This window comes from Actinoalloteichus sp. AHMU CJ021, assembly GCF_002895405.1.
GTDB lineage: Bacteria > Actinomycetota > Actinomycetes > Mycobacteriales > Pseudonocardiaceae > Actinoalloteichus_B > Actinoalloteichus_B caeruleus.
Genome location: NZ_CP025990.1, coordinates 5,352,684 through 5,371,602, shown reverse-complemented (window position 1 = coordinate 5,371,602; position 18,919 = coordinate 5,352,684). Strand labels below are relative to the sequence as shown.

At 70.8% G+C, this 18,919-nt stretch carries 8 protein-coding genes; 1 reads left to right on the top strand and 7 read right to left on the bottom strand.

The genetic code is table 11. From position 1 onward, the window contains the following. Positions 1-5 precede the first annotated feature (5 nt). Together C1701_RS22810 and C1701_RS22805 are read right to left on the bottom strand one after the other, a co-directional pair. Positions 6-707 (bottom strand): phosphoadenylyl-sulfate reductase, encoded by a 702-nt coding sequence (locus C1701_RS22810; protein WP_035292695.1) that lies wholly within the window; start codon positions 705-707, stop codon positions 6-8. Between the two features lie 558 nt (positions 708-1,265). Then, positions 1,266-2,261 (bottom strand): YeiH family protein, encoded by a 996-nt coding sequence (locus tag C1701_RS22805; RefSeq protein WP_372493003.1) that lies wholly within the window; start codon positions 2,259-2,261, stop codon positions 1,266-1,268. An 89-nt stretch (positions 2,262-2,350) separates the two neighbouring features. On the opposite strand from C1701_RS22805, the gene C1701_RS22800 reads away from it, so the two are divergent. Continuing rightward, on the top strand, positions 2,351-3,250 hold the full coding sequence (locus C1701_RS22800; protein WP_026419762.1) for a LysR family transcriptional regulator: 900 nt from the start codon (positions 2,351-2,353) through the stop codon (positions 3,248-3,250). Positions 3,251-3,335: 85 nt separating this feature from the next. Here the strand turns inward: C1701_RS22800 and C1701_RS22795 are convergent, their stop codons facing one another. The 5 genes from C1701_RS22795 to C1701_RS22775 form a co-directional block, all read right to left on the bottom strand. Continuing rightward, positions 3,336-4,130, bottom strand: a complete 795-nt coding sequence (locus C1701_RS22795) for an SDR family NAD(P)-dependent oxidoreductase (RefSeq protein WP_103057153.1) — start codon at positions 4,128-4,130, stop codon at positions 3,336-3,338. A gap of 609 nt (positions 4,131-4,739) precedes the next feature. Then, complete coding sequence (locus tag C1701_RS22790; RefSeq protein WP_026419764.1) at positions 4,740-5,795, bottom strand: MDR family NADP-dependent oxidoreductase; 1,056 nt, start codon at positions 5,793-5,795, stop codon at positions 4,740-4,742. Next, positions 5,792-7,516, bottom strand: a complete 1,725-nt coding sequence (locus tag C1701_RS22785; protein ID WP_030105330.1) for a phytoene desaturase family protein — start codon at positions 7,514-7,516, stop codon at positions 5,792-5,794. The genes C1701_RS22790 and C1701_RS22785 overlap by 4 nt, the downstream gene beginning before the upstream one ends. 32 nt (positions 7,517-7,548) lie before the next feature. Then, complete coding sequence (locus C1701_RS22780) at positions 7,549-9,216, bottom strand: phytoene desaturase family protein (protein WP_026419766.1); 1,668 nt, start codon at positions 9,214-9,216, stop codon at positions 7,549-7,551. Then, entirely contained in the window at positions 9,206-18,580 is a 9,375-nt protein-coding gene (locus tag C1701_RS22775; protein WP_103056565.1) for a non-ribosomal peptide synthetase/type I polyketide synthase, read from the bottom strand. The genes C1701_RS22780 and C1701_RS22775 overlap by 11 nt, the downstream gene beginning before the upstream one ends. Positions 18,581-18,919: the final 339 nt, after the last annotated feature.

The following is an 18,919-nucleotide window of genomic DNA, read 5'->3' as shown; positions in this document are numbered from 1 at the left end:
ACTCCTCACGTGTGGAGACCGCACTCGGTCTTTCCTCTGCCGGACCAACGGCCACTGCGCGGGTCCGCCCCCGGCGCCGGGCGGGCCGTGCACGGCGCGCACCCGATGGAGGGGTAGCCCTCCCCCACCAGTGGATTCCTCAGCACGCCGTACCGGTCGACGTAGTCCTCGAACTGGTCGTCCGACCACGCCGCGATGGGGTTGACCTTGACCAGGCCGTTGCCCTGGTCCCAGGAGACGACGGGGATGGCGGACCGCGTGGTCGCGTCCACCCGACGCATTCCGGTCACCCAGGCCTCGTAGCCCGACAGGACCGCGCGTAGCGGCGCGACCTTGCGCAGCGCGCAACAGCGGTCCGGGTCGCGGTCGTGCAGGGCGGGGCCGAGCTCGGCGTCCTGTTCGGCCACGGTCCGGGCCGGCACCGCGTTCACGAGGCGGATGCCGGGGTAGACGGCGGCGACGGCGTCGCGCGTCCCGATCGTCTCCGGGAAGTGGTAACCGGTGTCGAGGAACAGGACATCGACGGTGGGGCGGTGCCGGACGGCCAGGTCGACCAGGACGGCGTCCTGCATGTTCGACGCGACGATCCACCGTTCGCCGAACGTGTTCGCGGTCCACTCGAGCACTTCGTCGGCCGACGCGTCGGCGAGCGAGGCCGCGTCGGCCTCCACACGTGCGCGCAGTTCGTCCTTCGTTCTCACTGGCATGGTCCCTCACTGCCGAGGATGAACGTTTTCGTGATTCACGGGGAATGTGGGCACACCACCGGGAACGACGTCGTCACCGACTCGAACAATCCCGGGGAGCAGGCGGGGAGAATTTCACTCCAACCACATCCGCGAACAGGGAGACAGTAGCGCCCCATTCAACATCCTGACACTAGTCCAACCCAGTGATTCATTCACGACAATCCGCTACCAAACGTTTGCTGTCCACCCGATGGCGCACTTCCCCCTGGTCCGGACAACGCAGCGGGAACGGCCCTGGACAACTTCCTAACCGAAATGTCGAGCACCCCTCCAACCAGGACATACACCAGTACTAACCCCTTCGTTCACCACCGCTGAACACAACCGAACCCAACGCGTAAGAATTAACAGTGTTTCCTCCGTGTTATCCCAGGAGGGAAACTTGTCCCAATGCTCCGTTCGGAGTATATGAACAAGGATTCGGAACGCGGGCGGAGGCGCCGTCTTATCTCCGCTGCCGACCACCAGGAGCCATCGGGGCCGCCATTCACCGGCCGGGTTTCGTGCCATCGGGAATCAGACGACGAACCTGACCATCAGGTAGGCGGTGCCGGCGATGAGCAGGGTCGACAGGAATCCGAGAACCACCGCGCGGCCGCCCGCCCGCACGAGCGCCCGGACACGCACCCCGGTGCCCAGGGCGAACAGGGCGGCGGCCAGGAGCAACGTCGTCAGCCCCTCGGCCAGCTCCAGCAGGGCGTCCGGGACCACCCCGGCCGCCCGCAACCCCACCATGACCAGGAAGGCCAGCACGAAGGGCGGCACCAACGGAGCGCGCCCGCTCGACCCAGCCGGTTCCCGCCGGCGCTCGACGAGTCCGACGGCGGCGACCACCGGAGCCAACAGGACCACGCGACTCAGCTTGACCAGTGTCGCGGTCGTGACGGCGGCCGCTCCAGCGGGGGACGCCGCCGCCACCACCTGCGCCACCTCGTGCACCCCCAGACCTGCCCAGGCGCCCAGTTCCACACCCGACAGCCCCAGGGGCGGCCCCAGCAACGGCACGGCCAGGATCGCCAGACTCCCGTACAGGGTCACCAGGGCCACCGCCGTGGCGACCTCCTCGTCCTCCCGCCGCACCACCCCCTCCACCGCCGCGATCGCCGACGCTCCGCAGATGGAGAAGCCGGTGGCCACCAGCAGCCCCAGACCTCGCCCCACCCCGAGCAGCCGCGCGAGCGCGACGGTACCGAGGAACCCGACGGTGACGGTGACCACGACGGCCAGCAGGGTCCCGGCGCCCAGCCGCAGGACCTCGGGCAGCGCGAGCTGGAGCCCCAACAGCACCACACCCACCCGCAGCACCCGCTTGGCGGCCACCGTGAGGCCTGGTCCGGCGGAAACCGGCACCAACCCGGCGTTGCGCACCAACACGCCCAGGACGACCGCGGCCGTGAGCACACCCACCGCCGGCAGCACCAGGTGGAAGCCGAAGGCCACCAGGACCCCAACCACCGCCAGCAGCAGACCAGGCACGAGCTGGCGGCCACCTCGACCGGACTCACGGGACAACCGCTGGTCGGAACTCACACCTCCGATCCTCAGCGCCACCGGCACGGCGCGGTAGTGATCAGCTGGCTGCCTACTCATACCCTGTGGGCATGACCCGCCTGCCCGACCCCGACTCCCTCCGCCTGCTGGTGCTCATCGCGGAACTGGGCAGCCTCGGACGCGCCGCGACCGAACTCGGCGTCGCACAGCCCTCGGCGAGCAAGCGGCTCTCCGCGCTGGAACGGCTCCTCGGTCTGGTCCTGGTCGACCGGACGCGGCGGGGCTCCACCCTGACACCGGACGGCGTGCTGGTGGCGGGGTGGTCACGACGGGTGCTCGACGAGATGGCGGCGCTGGCCACCGGCGCCGACGCCCTGCGCGCCAAACGGGACGCGGAGTTACGGGTCGCGGCGAGCATGACCCTGGCCGAGCACCTGGTCCCCGCGTGGATCGGTGAACTCCGCCGACACCGCCCTCAGCTCTACGTCGGTCTGCAGGTCATCAACAGTGAGCAGGTCATCGAGACGGTCCATGCCGGCGAGGTCGACCTGGGCTTCGTCGAGACGCCGAGAACCCCGCCTGGTCTCGCCACCCGCGTCGTCGCGCAGGACCGACTGGTCGTCGTCGTCACCCCTGGGCACGACTGGGCGGATCGGCCCGAACCGCTCGCCGTGGCCGAACTGTCCGCCACCCCTCTGGTGCTGCGGGAGCACGGGTCCGGCACGCGGGAGACCCTCGACCACGAGCTGCGCCGGGCGGGTGTTCCGGCCGCGACCGCGCTGGTGGAACTCGGTTCCGCGACGGCGGTACGTGGGGCGGTGGTGGCGGGAGCCGGCCCCGCCGTGATCAGCGAGCTGGCGGTCCGGGCCGATCTGGCGGACGGGCGCCTCGTCCAGGTGGCCGTGGCCGATCTCGACCTCCGGCGCGCGCTGCGCGCCGTGTGGCCCCGGGGGCGTCGCCTGTTCGGGCCGGCGGCGGATCTCCTCGCCGCGACCCGCTCGGCGCGGTGACGGCGTCCTCGGGAGCGGCCGGTTCGGGCCACCCCTGTGGAACCGGTGTCCCGATGAGCCGCCCCGCCCCCCGGTCGACCGCCGTTCAGGGGACGATCGAGTCCACGTAGCCGCCGTCCACCCGCACCGCGGCTCCCGTCGTCGCGCTCGCCAGCGGCGAACTCAGGTAGACGACCATGTTCGCGATCTCCGCCGGTTCGATCAGCCTGCGCAACAGGGACTGGGGCCGGTGGTCCCGCATGAAGGCGCGCTGGGCCTGCTCCCAGGGGACGTCCGGGCCCACCAGTTGCCGCACGAGTTCCTCGACGCCCCGAGTGCGCGTGGGACCGGCGATCACCGAGTTCACCGTGACTCCGCTGCCGGCGGCCGCCTTGGCGAAACCCCGCGCCACCCCGAGCAGGGCGGTCTTGGACACGCCGTAGTGGATCATCTCCTCGGGGATCACGATGGCCGAATCACTGGCGACGTGGAGCACCCGCCCCCACCCCCGCCGCATCATCCCCGGCAGACAGGACCGGGTGAGCCTCACGCCGCTCAGCACGTTGGTGTCGAAGTACCCGCGCCACTCGGCGTCACTGATCTCCAGAGCCGGCTGGGCTCCGAAGACGCCGAGGTTGTTGACGAGGATGTCCACCTCGGGCAGCAGTTCGGTGAGCGCGGCCGCTCCCTCGGGGGTGGTCACGTCAGCGGGAGCGGGCACCACGTCGGCACCGGGTACCTCGGTTCGGACCCGGTCCGCCGCCTCGGCCACCGTGCCGGGTCGCCGCCCGTTGACCGCGACCCGCGCCCCGGCCTGGGCCAGGCCCACGGCGATCGCGGCCCCGATCCCCTGCGTGGAGCCCGTGACCAGCGCGGTCCGGCCGGTCAGGTCAAGCCTCATCACCGCACCTCGTTCCGGCATCCCGGGGTCCAGGGTTCGGCATCCATGCTGCGGGTTCCTCCTCCTCTCCGCAGCGCCCGACGAGGGGCGGGTGGGAGCTGCCGCCGGGACGGGGAGCCGCTGCGGGAGGGCGCCGGAGGGTGGCTGAGCGCGTGGGGGTGGCATCGGCTTCGCGGGAGCGCTCGAAGCTTGAATTCGGTTGGCACTGAAGCGACGGCGAGCACAAGGAAGAAGGAAGCTCCGGGCCTCCGGCGTCGCCGACTCGCGGATGCCGGAAGGGCGGCCGCGTTGGCCGGGCCGCCCGGCCAACGCGCGGTCCCGAACGACGCGGAACCGGACGCCCTGCCGCACGACGCCACGAGGATCCGCCGGGTCCCGCCGCGCCCACACCGCCGGTCGGGATCTCGACCGAGGACGATCCCCCACTCGGCGGCTCCCGCCGAGTGGGGGCGGGACGCACGGCCCGCCAGGCTCAGGCCGGTCGCGCCCCCGGGACGAGTCCAGGACCAGCCGCCCCGAGATCCTGGTCACCCCGCGACGGCCGAGGCCCGCCCGAACGGGCACGACCGGCCGGCGCCCGGACCAGGCGAGCCGGGCCCCGGCGCCGGTTCAGAGCTCGACGAGGACCTTGCCCCGGTTCACGTCCCGGTCGACGTAGAGGCTCCGGTAGGCGGCGGGGATCTCGTCGAAACCGTGCCGGACGGTCTGGTGGTAGGTGATCTCGCCCCGGCGCACCAGCCCGCCCAGTTCCTCGTGCAGCGCGGCCCAGTTCTCGTCGGTGAACCATTCCAACGAGAAGATCCCTCGGATGGTGGTGCGGGGGAACATGATGTACGGCAGAAGACGGGGTCCCACGTGCTCGTTGGCGATCTGCGCCGCCCACTGCCAGCACACCGCGACCTGGCTGTAGACGTTCAGCTGGTCGAAGACCGCGTCGGTGACGTTGCCGCCGAGGCAGTCCACGTACCGGTCGACCCCGTCGGGCGCCGCCGCCGCCAGGGCGGCGCGCACCGACTCGGCGTCATCGCCCTGGCTGTAGTGGACCACCTCGTCGAACCCGAGCTCCCGCAGGTAGTCGGTCTTCTCGGGCGAACTCGTCGTGCCCACCACCCGGGCTCCGGCCCGCTTCGCGAGCTGCCCCACCAGCGATCCGACGGACCCCGAGGCACCGCTGACGACCATGGTCTGGCCCGGTGAGACGGTCATGAACCTGTTCATGATCCCCCAGGCCGTCATGCCCGGCCCGCCGAGCACGCCCAGGGCGGTGGACAGCGGAAGGGTCTCGTCATACCAGGCTGGGTCCAGCCGCCGGTAGTCGGGGAACACCATCGGGAACGTCCCGGTCTGCCACAGCTCGGCCGCACCGTCACTGACGAGGTGGCTGCGCCAGCCCCCGAACCCCTGCACCAGGTCCCCCACCCGGTGCGGTGCGCGGGGCCCGGCCTCCACGACCTCCATCACGGAGTCGGCGCCCATGTGGTTGCCCACCGGGGTGTCCAGCGCGATCCCTTGCAGGTAGGGGTCCACCGAGACGTACAGGGTCCGCAGCAGCATCTCGTGGTCCCGGAGGCGGACGTCCACCTCCTCGACGACCTTCTCGTAGACCCGTCCGACGTCGGGGACACCCTCGACGTGCTCGCGAACCACCCACTTCTCGACCTTCAACGCACACTCCCTGTCATGGTGATCTCGGTATTCGGCGCCGCGGCGGGCGCGGCCGCCGGTCCAACGGGAATGACCACATGGGTCGGTGGGGGCGCCGACTCGTCGACGCTCGCGGTGAACTCCCGGCCGTCGTCCCGGCACACGAACTGCATGACGTGCCGTCCCGCCGCTCCAGCGCGGATCAGGCCGCCCGTGGTCGCCCACACCCCGGACTGGTAGAAGTTGCGCAGCCCGGGGAGCCCGGGCCCGTACTTCTTCACCAGTTCCTCCAGCGTCTCGCCGCTGTCCACGAACGGCTGCCACCCGAGGACCGTCCCGTCGTAGTTGCCCGTGTACCGGACCTGGGTGAGCGGGGTGGACATGTCGCGGACGGCCACCGCCTCGGTGAGACCCGGGTACCGCTCCTCCAGGAAGCGGGTGATGGCGTCCCGAACCCGGCGTTTGGCCTGGTGGTACTCGCGCCCCCGGCGGACCGGGAGGGTGTGCAGCTCCTCCCCTCGGCGGACGCGCACCTGTTGCGCCGGCCCCTCCGCGATCTCCCGCCACGGCTCGATGTCGCAGAAGTACGTGGCGTAGACGACGCTGGTCTCCTCCGGGGACAACTCCGGGTAGTGCCGGCTCCGGAACTGCACGTTGATGCTGGCGTGGCGGATGCCGAGGAGGTCCTTCGCCTCCTCGTCCTCCAACAGGTACGTCGTGCACGGGTCGCCCTCAGGGAAGGGCCGCCGGAGACCGAGGAACAGGGTGAAGTACCCGGGGAAGACCATGCCGGGTTTGGTGATCGTGTCGGTGTAGAGCTGCCGGTACTCCTCGTTCAGGTAGCGCCCCTTGAGGAACTTGGTCATCGTGGTGTGGCCGTCGGCGGCGGAGACCACGATGTCGGCCCGTTCCTCCCGCCCGTCGCTGAGTCGGACGCCCACCGCGGTGTCGTTCTCGACGAGGATCTCCTCGACCTTCGCGTTGTAGTTGACCGTGCCACCCAGCCGGCGGTACCGCTGTTCGATGGAGGTCGCCAACCCGAGGGACCCGCCCTCGGGCACCCCGGCGGACTGGTTGGCGTGGGAGGCGAGCTGGAAGTAGAACGGCAACACCGGGAAGGCGGGGTGCCGCTCGTAGAGGATGAAGTTGAAGGCCTCGCGCAGCAGGGGGTCCCTGAACTTCGACGAGTAGTCCGACATCAGCACGGAGATGGACTTGCGGACCGTGTTGAAGTAGGGGGCGAAGGAGGCGAACATGCGCAACTTCTGCCAGGTCGTCATCAACCCGACCGGTTTCAGGAACGGGTACACGTTGATGGCCTTGCGGAACCTGCGCAGTCCGTGGCAGAAGTCCCGGATCAGCCGGGCGTCCCCAGGGGAGAGCTCCAGCAGGTGGGCCTCCAACCGGTCGGGGTCGGAGTAGAAGTAGACCGCTCGGCCGTCCCGGCCCCGGACGATGTTGAAGACGTCGAAGTGGCGCATCTCCTTGCCCTGGAGGGCGCCGAGCTCCAACCAGATCTGGTGCATCTCGTTGCCGGGGCCGTTGCCGAGCAACCAGCTGATGCAGCAGTCGAGGGTGTAGTTCCCTCGGTCCCAGGCGGTGCAGCACCCACCGGGGATCTCGTGCATCTCGAATATCCGGGACTCGTAGCCGTTCATCTGCGCGTAGCACCCCGTGGACAGACCGCCGAGGCCCGCGCCGATGATGATCATCGTCTTTCGTGTGTGCTCTGGGCTGGGCATGCGTGGTGGCTCCTTGGTTCACCGGCGCCTGGCTACCGCACGGGCCGTTGGTCGAGTTGGGGCAGGGAACCGAGGCGGTCGGGATGCCACGGCTCGACGTTGGCGCTCTCCTCGGCCCGGAACCCCAGCCCCAGCTCGGCGCAGAGGTACTGGGTGACGAACCGGCCCGTGGAGGCGGCCCGGATCAGCCCCCCCATTCCCACCCACTGCCCGGTCATCCAGAAGTTCGCCAGACCGGGCAGTCGCATCCGGTCCTTCGCGATCAGCTCGTTGGCGACGTCCTCCGCGTCGGAGAACGCCTTCCACGCGAGGATGCTGCCGACGTGGTTCCCGGTGTAGCGCAGCGTCGTCGCGGGCGAGGCGATGTCCACGAGTTCGATCCGGTCCCGCAGGTGCGGCAGGCGGTCCACGAGCACCGTGCGCACGAAGTCGGCGAGTTCGCGCTTCCTGGCCCAGTAGGCCTTCCGGTCGGTGCTCCGCAGCTCGGCCCAGTAGTGGAAGTCGCTGAAGTAGGTGCAGTGGATGACCGACTTGCCCGGTGGCGCGAATCCCTCCGAGTAGTGCGAGCGCAGCTGCACGACCAGGCTGGGTTGGAGGGCCCCGGGCAGCCGCTCCGCCTCCTGGTCGCTGAGCAGATAGGTGGAGCTGTGCGGGTCGGCCGCGTCGAACTCGCCGTCCACCCCGACGAAGGCCGACACCACCGCGGGGAACAGGATCCCCGGCCGGTCGATCAGTTCGTCGTAGAGGCGCTCGACCCGGGGGCTGGTGTACTCGCCGCCGAGCAGCTGGTAGATCGTCGTCTGCCCGTCGCAGGCCGAGACGACGTGGTCGGCGTAGTGCCGCTCACCTCCCTTCAGCTCCACTCCGACCGCCCGGCCGTCCTCGACCAGGACGCGCTCCACCCGGCTCCGGTAGTCGATCCGCCCGCCCAGACCGGTGTAGCGGTCCTCGATGGAACGCGCCAGGCCCAGCGAGCCGCCCTGGGGGAACCCCGCGTTCTGGTGGTAGGCGCTGGCCATGTTGAACAGGAACGGCAGCACCGGGAACGTCTCGGGGTCCTGGAAGAAGATGTTGCGGAACGCACGGCGCAACAACGGGTCCTGGAACCGGTCGGCGAAGGTGTGCATCTGCGTCGCCGCGGTCCGCCAGAACAGCCGGAAGCGGGGAAGCACGGTGCGCAGGGTCCGGAGCCGCTCCCGCAGGGTCCGGAGGGGCGGCGGCGTGAGGAAGGGGTACAGCTCGAACTCGGTGAACCGCCGCAGGTCCCGGCAGAAGGACCGGATCAGCGGCGCGTCCACCGGGGACAGCTCGGTGAGGTGCCGTTCGAGGCGGTCCGGGTCGTTGTAGAAGATGACCTCCCGCCCGTCCTCGTCGACGACCCGGTTGAACATCTCGAAGTTGGTGATGGTCTTGCCGTCCAGCGCCCCGAGTTCCCGCCACACCTGGTTGGCGTCGTTGCCCGGCGCCGTTCCGATCAACCACTCGATGCAGTAGTCGAAGACGTAGCCCTCGCGGGCCCAGGCGGTGCAACAACCGCCCGGCAGGACGTGCTTCTCGAAGATCCGGGTCTCCAGGCCACTCATCTGGCCGTAGCAGCCGGTCGCCATCCCGCTGACACCCGCGCCGATGATGATCACCCGGGGCGGTTCGCCTGGCACGGGATCGCGGCGTTCCCACACCGGTCGCCTCTCACGCGGCATCGACGACACCCCCGGCCAGCAGGACGCGCAGCAGGTCGGCGTTGGCCTCGGCGTGCTCCTGGTCGAGCATCTCCGCGTGCGTGCCCGATCCGCGCAGCACGGTGGTGCGGGTCCTGGAGCCGCCGTACCAGCTGCCCGGGGCGGTGGCCGCGTAGGAGTCCACGCGGTCCTGGTCCGAGACGAGGGTGATCGGGGCGACGATCGTGCCGGTGTTGGGGGTGCGGCTGGAGAACTCCAGGTAGTCCCTGGCCTGGCTCATCGTCTCCTTGCTCACGATGTCGGAACCGGTGTGCCGCCTCAGGTGGTCGCTGAGCTCCTCCTGGAAGACCGCCAGGTGTTCCTCGGCCAGTTCGAAGGTCTCGGTCAGCCGGTGCGAGTCGAGGATCACCACCTCCCGCACCACGCGGCCCCGGGCCTCCAGTTCCCTGGCCACCTCGTAGGCGAGGTTCCCGCCGAGGGAGTACCCCAGGAGGAGCAGCTGGCCCTCCTCCCGCAGGGACTCGACCAGGTCGGCGTAGCGACCCACCTTGTCGTCCCCGGTGAGGTAGTTGAAGGCCACGAGCCGGTACTCGTCGAGCTGGGCCGCGAACTGCCGGTAGACCAGACCGTGCCCGCCGGCCGGTGGGAAGCAGAAGACGGTGTCGTCCCGGTCGGGGTTGAACCGCAGGTAGGGCAGCGCTCCCTCGGTCCGACCCGTCACGATGTCCTGCACCGCGCTGGCCATGCCGTGCAGGGTCGTGACCCGGAAGAGCTGGCTCACGGGGATGCTGACCGCGAACTCGTTCTGGAGGTGGTAGATCAGTTCGATCAGCTTGATCGACCCGCCGCCCAGTTCGAAGAAGTCGTGGTGGAGGCCGACCCGCTCCACGCCGAGCAGTGCTTCCCAGTGCGCGGCCATCCTGACCTCGTACAGGGTGGTGGGGGGCTCGTAGGGCTGTTCGTCGTCGGCGCCGTCCGGGGCCGGGAGGGCGGCGATGTCGACCTTCCCGTTGGGGGTGAGGGGCAGCGCGTCCAGCTCGACGAGGTGGGTGGGGATCATGAAGGTGGGCAGGTACTCGGCGAGGTGCCTGCGCAGCTCGCGCCGGTCGAACCCGACGTCGGGCACGGCGACGCAGTAGGCGCAGAGGACGTTCTCCCCCCGGCCGTCCGCGCGCACGGTGACCACGGCCTCGGACAGCCCGTCCCACGAGGTGAGCCGGGACTCGATCTCGCCGGTCTCGATGCGGTGACCGTGCACCTTGACCTGGTTGTCGACCCTGCCGAGCAGTTCCACCCCCCCAGCCGTGTCCCAGCGGGCGAGGTCGCCGGTGCGGTACAGCCGCAGCGCCGGGGCGTCCGGTGCCGTGCCGAGCACCCGGGTGACGAAGCGCGCGTCGGTCTGCTCCGGGTCACCGACGTAGCCGTCGGACACGCCCTCGCCGCCGATCCACAGCTCACCCGGCACCCCCGCGGGGGTCGGTTCGCCGCGCTCGTCCAGGATGTACAGCTCGCTGCCGGGCAACGGCCGTCCGATCGGGACCATCTGCCCGGGTTCGAGGTGGTCCACCGAACCCTCGAAGTAGGCGCTGTCGATGGTGGTCTCGCTCAGCCCGTAGGAGTTCACCAGGCGGGTGCTGGGCCCGCACAGGTTCCGCAGCCGCTGGTACTCCTCGACCTTCCAGGCGTCGGAACCGACGACCAGCAGGCGGAGGGAGTCGAGCCGCTCCCCCTCGTTCTCGCAGTAGGTCGCCAGGGTCCGCACGACCGCGGGGACGAACTCGCCGCAGTCCACCCGCTCGGCGAGGATCGTCCGGTGCAGACGTGCCGTGTCGAACAGCAGGTCGCGGTCCACCAGCACCAGGGTTCCGCCGGAGCAGAGGGCGCGGACGAGGTCACCGGTGAAGACGTCGAAGGAGAAGCTGGCCATCTGGAGGTGCACCCGCACCTCGTCGTCGAGCCGGTACTCGGTGCGCCAGGCCTCCTGGACCGAGGCGAGGTTGCGGTGGCTGACCCGCACCGCCTTGGGCCTGCCGGTGGATCCGGAGGTGTAGATGACGTAGGCCGGCGAGTCGAGGTCGACCGGTGCCGGCACGAACCCGGGGTCGGGGTCGGCGGCGAGCTCGTCGAGGGTGACCACCGCGCAGGGCAGCGCGGTGAGCCGGTCGCGGACCGGCGGGTCGGCGACGACCAGCGCGGCGGAGGCCGTGCTGACCATGTAGTCGAGGCGCTCGGCCGGGTACCCGGGGTCGAGGGGCAGGTAGGCGGCGCCGGTGCGGAGCACGGCCAGGACGGTGCAGATCAGCTCGGGTGACTTCTCCTGGCAGAGCGCGACCACCGCTCCGGGGCGCGCTCCCCTGGCCCGCAGGTGGCCGGCGATCTCGTCGGCCCTCCGCATCAGTTCCCCGTACCGCAGGTGCTGGCTGGGGCCGTCCTCGACGGGCAGGGAGACCGCGACGGCGTCGGGCGTCCTGGCCGCCGCCTCGGCGATGAGGTCGTGGACCGGGCGGCGGGCGGCCGCCTCGATCCGGTTCGCCCCGCTCCAGCCGTCGAGGATCTCCGCTCGTTCCTCGGTACCCAACAGCGGCAGCCGGTCGACCGGCTCGGCGGGCGCCGCCGAGGTCAGCCCGGTCAGCAGGTTGACGTAGTGCTCCGCCAGTCGCCGCATGGTCCTGGGGAGGAAGAGGTCGGTGTTGTACTTGAAGACGCAGTGGAAGCGGTGCTCGGCCTCGTCCTCGTAGGCGGAGAGGGTGAGGTCGAACTGTCCCTCCTCCTCGGGGAGGTCGATGTAGTCGAGTCGGTAGCCGTACTTCTCGGTGGCCACCCGGTGGACGAGGAGGATGAACATCGCCTGGAACACGGCGGAGCGGCTGGGGTCGTGCTGGAGACCGAGCTCGTCCACCAGCAGCACGAAGGGGTACTCCTGGTTGTCGAGTCCGTTGAGGACCGTGCCGCGGACCCGGTCCAGGAGTTCGGTGACGGAGGGCTCGCCCCCGAGGTCGACGTGCAGCGGCAGCGGGTTGACGAAGTACCCGTAGACGGAGGAGAACTGCTGCTCGGTCCGCCCGGTGACCGGGCTGCCGACGATCACCTCGTCCTGCCCGGAGTGGCGCTGGAGCAGCAGGTAGTAGGCGGCGATGAGCACCACGAAGACCGTGACGTTGTGCTCCCGAGCCAGTGCGTGCACCCGGGCGGTGAGGTCCTCGTCGAGCGTGAAGAACTCCGAGGCGCCGTTGTGGGTCTGCACCGGTGGCCGGGGCTTGTCGGTGGGCAGGTTCAGGATCGGTACCTCGGCCGGCAGGTGGTTGAGCCAGTACTCGCGCATCCGGCGCGCGTCCGCGCTCGCCAGGAACCGGTTCTGCCAGTTCAGGAAGTCGAGGTACCGGGCGCCGACCGGGGCCAACCCGGCCGCCGCGAGCAGCTCGGGGTCGGCCGTGCTCCGCCCGGTGGCCCGCATCGTCTCGTAGGTGGCGAGGAGCTCCTCGATGAAGGTGAAGGTGGAGATCGCGTCCGAGATGATGTGGTGGACGGCCTTCATGATCAGCCAGCGGTCCGGCCCTCGGCGGAACAGGCGGAACCGGACCAGCGGATCCCGCTCCAGGTCGTAGGGCCTGCGGTACTCGTCGATGATCATCTGGTAGATCTCGGGCCACGCCGTGTCGGCCACGTCGAACAGGGCGACGTCGGCCTCCGCGCGCGGGGAGACCCGCTGGACGGCCTGCCCGTCCCGCAGCAGGAAGTTCGTGCGCAGGCTGGGATGCCGGTCGATCAGCGCCCGGACCGCCTCGAACATGAGTTCCGGTTCGAGCTCGGTGCGGACCTCCACGGCACCGCCGATGTTGTAGGCGAAACCGTCGGGGTGCAGCTGCTTGAGGAACCACAGCGCCTTCTGGTTCTGCGTGAGGGGGTACTCGCCCTCGTCCTGGTACACCTCGATGACGGTGGCATCCGGGCCCTGGTCGCCGTCCTCGGCGACGAGGTCGCGGACCTGCGTGTGCAGGCCGTCGAGCAGTTCCTCGATCGGTGAGCTGCTGAGCAGGGCCACCACCGGCAACGCGACACCGAGCTCCGTGTGCAGTCGGGTGCGCAACTCCATCGCCAGCAGCGAGTCCAGCCCCAACGTGTTCAGGCTCGAGTCGGGTTCCACCTGGTCGGAGCGCACCCGCAGCACCGAGGAGGTGATCTCGGTGAAGCGGGCACCGAGCAGATCACGCCGCAGCTCCTCGTCCGCGGCGCGGAACTCGTCGAGGAAGCTGCTGGTCCCGGCGGTGGCTCCGGCGCCTCCGGACGCGGCCAGGTCGGCGACCAGGGGCGGTGGCGTCGTGTACCAGGCGAGGAACACCGGCCAGTCCACCACCGTGGCGACCAGCAGCTGGGCCTGGTCCAGACCGAGGACCCTCTCCAGGACGGCCATCCCGGCCTCGGGGGCGAGGGAACTCATCCCCCGGCTGACCCGGTAGTGCTCGATCAGGCCGAGTTCCTCGATCATGCCCGTGGCCCACGGCCCCCAGTCGACGCTGAGCGCGGGGAGCCCCTGGGCGCGCCGGTGGTGCGCGAGCGCGTCGAGGAAGGCGTTGCCGGCCGCGTAGTTGCTCTGCCCGGCCGTGGTGAGCAGCGAGGCGATCGAGGCGAACAGGACGAAGTGTTCGACGGGGTCGTCGAGCAGGTGCTTGTGCAGCAGGTAGCCGCCCACGACCTTGGGGTCGTGCACCGCGTCGAAGGTGTCCCGGTCCATCTCGGGCAGGAGGGTGTCCCGGACGTGACCGGCGAGGTGGAAGACACCGCGGATGGGCGGGGCGCCGCTCCGGCGGTGCTCGACCAGCCAGGACGACAGCGCGTCCTCGTCCGTCACGTCGACGGGGGCGATGACCGGCTGGGCGCCCAGCGCCTCCAGCTCGCGCACGAACCGGACGGTCTCGGCCTCGCGGGTGGACGGGTCCAGTTCGCTCCAGCGGGACCGGTCGGGCAGCGTCCTCCTGGCCACGAGGACGAGCCGGCGCGCCCCCCGGCGGACCAGGGTCCGGCACAGCAGGCGCCCGAGCGCGCCGAACGCGCCGGTGACCAGGTAGCTGCCGTCGGCGCGGAGCCGGGGCGGCAGCGGCCGGGTCAGGTTCTCGGGCGGGCGGAGCCGGTTGGTGTGCCGCTGGTCGCCGCGCAACGCGACCTCGTGCTCGTCGTCGACCGCGAGTTCCCGCAGCAGGGCCTCGGCCTCGGCGTGGAGGTCCGGCCCGGTGTGCTGGGCGCCCGGGTCGAGATCGACCAGCTTGCCCCGGTTGTCGACGAGCTCCTGGTACCAGAGGACCCGTGCCACGCCCCAGGAAGGCGCGCCCAGCGGCTCGACGGCCTCGTCGGCGCGTACGGCCTGAGTGCCCCGGGTGACCACGTGGAGGCGGGCGGAGGCCCCCTCGTCCGTCAGGGCCTGGGCGAGAGCGAGGAGGGTGTAGGCACCGAGGCTGGTGTGCTCGGCGAGGTCCTCCCGGCCGGTGTCGGCGAGGTGGGGCAGGTCGAGGTTCCACAGGTGGACGACGGTGTCGAAGCCGCCGTCGGCGGCGGTGTCGGCCAGCAACGCGCGCAGGTCGGTCCGGGATCCGGGGGCGACGGTCGACTCCGGTCGCTCGGCGCCCAGCGTGTAACCCGGCCCGGGTCGCACCAGGTGCGCTCGCCCGCCCCGCCCGGTGACCAGGGCGGCCAGGGCCTCGCCCAGCCCACCCCGGTCCGCGAGGATCAGCCAGTTCCCCGGCGCCGCTGGGGTGTCGGCGGTCCGGTCGTGCTCCCACGGGGCCTCGACCCAGGTGGGGGTGGCCAGCCACCCGTCGATCGTGGAGACGCTGACGGCGGTGGAGGCCTTCTCGACGTCGGCGGCCCGGAAGTCGCTGACGCGGCCGAGCGGGGTGCCGTCCTCGGTGTAGAGGTCGATGTCGCCGATGAGCTCGTCACCGTCACCGACGCCCAGCCGCGCGTGCGCCCACAGCGCACGGTCACCCACCGGGTCGACGCGGACCTCGCCGATGGAGAGGGGCAGTCTGATCCCGGTGTCGAGCCGTTCGGCCTCCGCGCCCAGCACGAAGGGGGTGAGCAGCGTCTGGAAGCAGGAGTCGAGCAGGACCGGGTGCAGATGGTGGTCCTCGGCGTCCGCGCCCAGGTCCCGGGTCGGCCGGATCCGGGCGAGGGCCTCCCCGGACCCGATCCACACCTCCTCGATGCCCTGGAAGGCAGGGCCGTAGTGGTAGCCGGCCTCGGCCAGTCCCGTGTAGCACGCCGTGGCGTCCAGGTGCCGGCTCGCCCGGTCGCGGACGAGGTCGACGTCCAGGGTGGAGCTGAGGCGTCGACGCTGGCCGGCCCGGACCACCCCGGTGGCGTGCACGGTGGGTTCCGCTCCGGCGTCGGCGACCGTCGCGATCCGGAACTCGGCGCCGGAGGAGGAGAGGGAGAACTGGACGGTGCGCACCTCGGAGTCGGGCAGGAAGAGGGCCTTGCGGAGCTCGACGTCCGCGACGGTGGCCCGCGCCCCTCCCGTCAGCGCGCGGACCGCCTGGTGCGCCATCTCGACGTAGCCGGCGGCGGGGAACAACGCGTTGCCCTGGATGCGGTGGTCGTCCAGATAGGGCATGGTCTCGACGTCGAGCCGCGCCTCCCAGGTCGGCTCGGCGTTGCCGGTGCGGCGGCCGAGCAGCGGGTGGTCGACCTCGCCGAGCCGGATCTGGCGGACCGGTTCCGGTTCCACCCAGTAGCGGTCGCGCCGCCAGGGGTAGCGGGGCAGGGCCACGGTGGACCCGGTGGGGTGGATCGTCGCCCAGTCGATGGCCACGCCCAGGTTGTGCAGCGCGGCGAGTGACTGGGTGAACCGCTCGACCTCGCCCTCCTGCCGTCGGATCGAGGGGATCGTGCGGCCGTCCACCCCGTGCTCGCCGAGGCATTCCCTGATGGAGTGGGCGAGGACCGGGTGCGGCCCGACCTCCAGGAACACGCTGTACCCGTCGGCGGCCATCCGGTCGACGGCGGCCCGGAACCGGACGCTGTCGCGGACGTTCTTCCACCAGTAGCCGCCGTCGAGTTCCGTGCCGTGAGCCCGTCCCTCCTCGCCGGTCAGGTAGAGCGGGAGCTGGGCAGGGCGCGGGTCGAGCTCGGAGAGGGAGGAGAGGAGGTCCTCCTTGATCGGGTCCATGCGAGCGCTGTGGTAGGGCACCCGGACGGTGAGGAACTTCGCGAAGATCTGCTCGTCCCGCAGCGCGCCGGCCAGTTCGGCCAGCGCGTCCTGGTCGCCGGCCAGGGTCATCCCGGTCGGGCTGTTGACGGCGGCGATCGAGACCCGGTCGCCGTAGGGGGCGACCCGGCGGGCGGCCTCCTCCTCGGCCAGGCTGACGGCGAGCATCGTGCCGGTCCCGACCAGCTTCTGCTGGAGCCGGGACCGGTGCACGGCGACCCGCGCCGCGTCCTCCAGGGTGTAGACGCCGGCCTCGTGGAAGGCGGCGATCTCCCCGGTGCTGTGGCCGACGATCGCGTCGGGGTGGACTCCCCGGGATCTCCAGAGGGCCGCCAACCCGACCTGGACCGCGAAGTTCGCCGGCTGCGCCATCCAGGTCTCGGCCATCTGGGAGTCGGACTCGCTGGCGTTCATCTCCTCGATCAACGACCAGTCGGCGAACAGCCGGAGCGCGGCGTCACACCGTTCCACGGCCTCGCGGTACACCGGCTCCGACTCGAAGAGCTGGCGGCCCATCGCCCACCACTGCGGTCCCATGCCGGTGAACACCCAGGCCAACCGGCGGTCCCCCGCGTCCCGGCACTGGTCGACGAGCAGGTGTGGGTGCGCCTCGCCCCTGGCGAACTCGGCGAGGCGGTCCTGGAGGGACTCCCGGGACGAGTAGACGACCGACAGGCGGTGCTCCAGGTGCTGGCGGCGGCGGGCGAGGGTGTGGCCGAGGTCGGCGAGGCTGACGGGTTCGTGGTCACGCGCGAGTTCGGCCCGGATGTTCGCGGCGAGCTCGGGCAGCGCCTCGGGGTCACGGGCGGTCAGGGGCAGGATGCCGAACTCCCCGGGCGTGGAACGCTCCACACCGGACGCGCGGACCGGTGCCTCCTCGAGCAGGACGTGGGCGTTGGTGCCGCCGAAGCCGAAGGAGTTGACCCCGGCGCGGGCCGGCCCCTCGTGCTCGGGCCAGTCGGTGACCGAGGTGGGGATCTCGTAGGGCAGGGAGTCGAGGTCGATGGCCGGGTTGACCTGGTCCAGGTTGATGTGCGGCGGGATCGTCCGGTTCTCCAGGCACAGCACCGTCTTGATGAGGCCGGCGATCCCGGCGGCGGACTCCGTGTGCCCGATGTTCGTCTTGACCGAGCCGACGTAGCAGCGCGTTCCGGGTGCCCGCCCGACGGCGAGGGCGCGGCCGAGCGCGTTGGCCTCGATCGGGTCACCCACGGGGGTGGAGGTGCCGTGGGCCTCCATGTACTGGAGGTCGCCCGGTTGGATGCCCGCGTCCGCGCAGACCCGTTCGATGAGGCTGACCTGGGCGTCCGGGTTGGGGACCGTGATGCCGTTGGTCCGGCCGTCCTGGTTGACACCGCTGGCTGTGATGACGGCGTGGATGGGGTCGCCGTCCCGGATCGCCTCGTCGAGGAGCTTGAGCGCGACCACTCCGACTCCCTCGGCACGGACGTAGCCGTTGGCCGACGCGTCGAAGGTGCGGGACCGGCCGTCCGGCGACAGGAACCCGCCCTTGGTCTCCGCGATGGTGTACTGCGGGGTGAGGTGCAGCAGGGTGCCGCCGGCCAGCGCGAGCTCGGTCTCACCCCGGCGCAGGCTCTGGCAGGCCAGGTGCACCGCGACCAGCGAGGAGCTGCACGCGGTGTCGATCGAGACGCTGGGTCCCCGGAAGTCGAAGCAGTAGGAGATCCGGTTCGACACCATCGTCATCATCGTGCCGGTCGCGGTGTGGGCCGCGAGGGTCTCGAAGCTGAGGTCGGCGAACTGGAGGATCTTGTAGTCGAGGGTGAAGGCACCGACGAAGACACCGATGTCGCGGCCGGCGAGTTCACCGGGGCGTTGCCCGCCGTCCTCGAGCGCCTCCCAGGACACCTCCAGCAGCTTCCGCTGCTGGGGGTCCATGTGCTCGGCCTCACGCGGGCTGATCCCGAAGAAGGCGGGGTCGAACTCGTCGAAGCCGTCGATGTACCCACCTCGGCCGCCGACCAGGCGTCCGGGCTTGGCCTTGTCGCGGCTGCCGAGCGTCCGCACGTCGTACCGGTCGGCCGGGGTGTCGGTGATGCAGTCCTTGCCGGCCAGGAGGTTCTGCCAGAACGTCCGGTAGTCGGAAGCGCCGCCGGGCAGCCGGCAACCGATACCGATGATCGCGATCCTGTCGCCGGTTGGGGCGTTACCTAAATCCGTCACCGTGAAGTCCTCGGGTCGTGGCGCCGTGTTACCTCGTGACGGCGCCGGGGAAGAGTGGGCGTGGGCTGCCCGCGCTGTTGGCCGGGCGGCCGGACAAGGTCACCGGCACCGGCGGCCGACCACGGTCAGTGGCGCCGGGACCTCGAACACGCTGTGGGCAGGACGCGAAACGGGTACACGGAACGCCGGTGACCGCCTTCGACGTCGAAGGAGCTTGCGTTCCGAAGCAAGGACTCCGGAGGCGCAGCGGTCGCGGCGCCATCACTCCCAGGTGCCCCACAGCACCGCGCGAAGACGTGAGCCTCCGACGCGTCACATGGGAGATCAGGTAGGAAACTG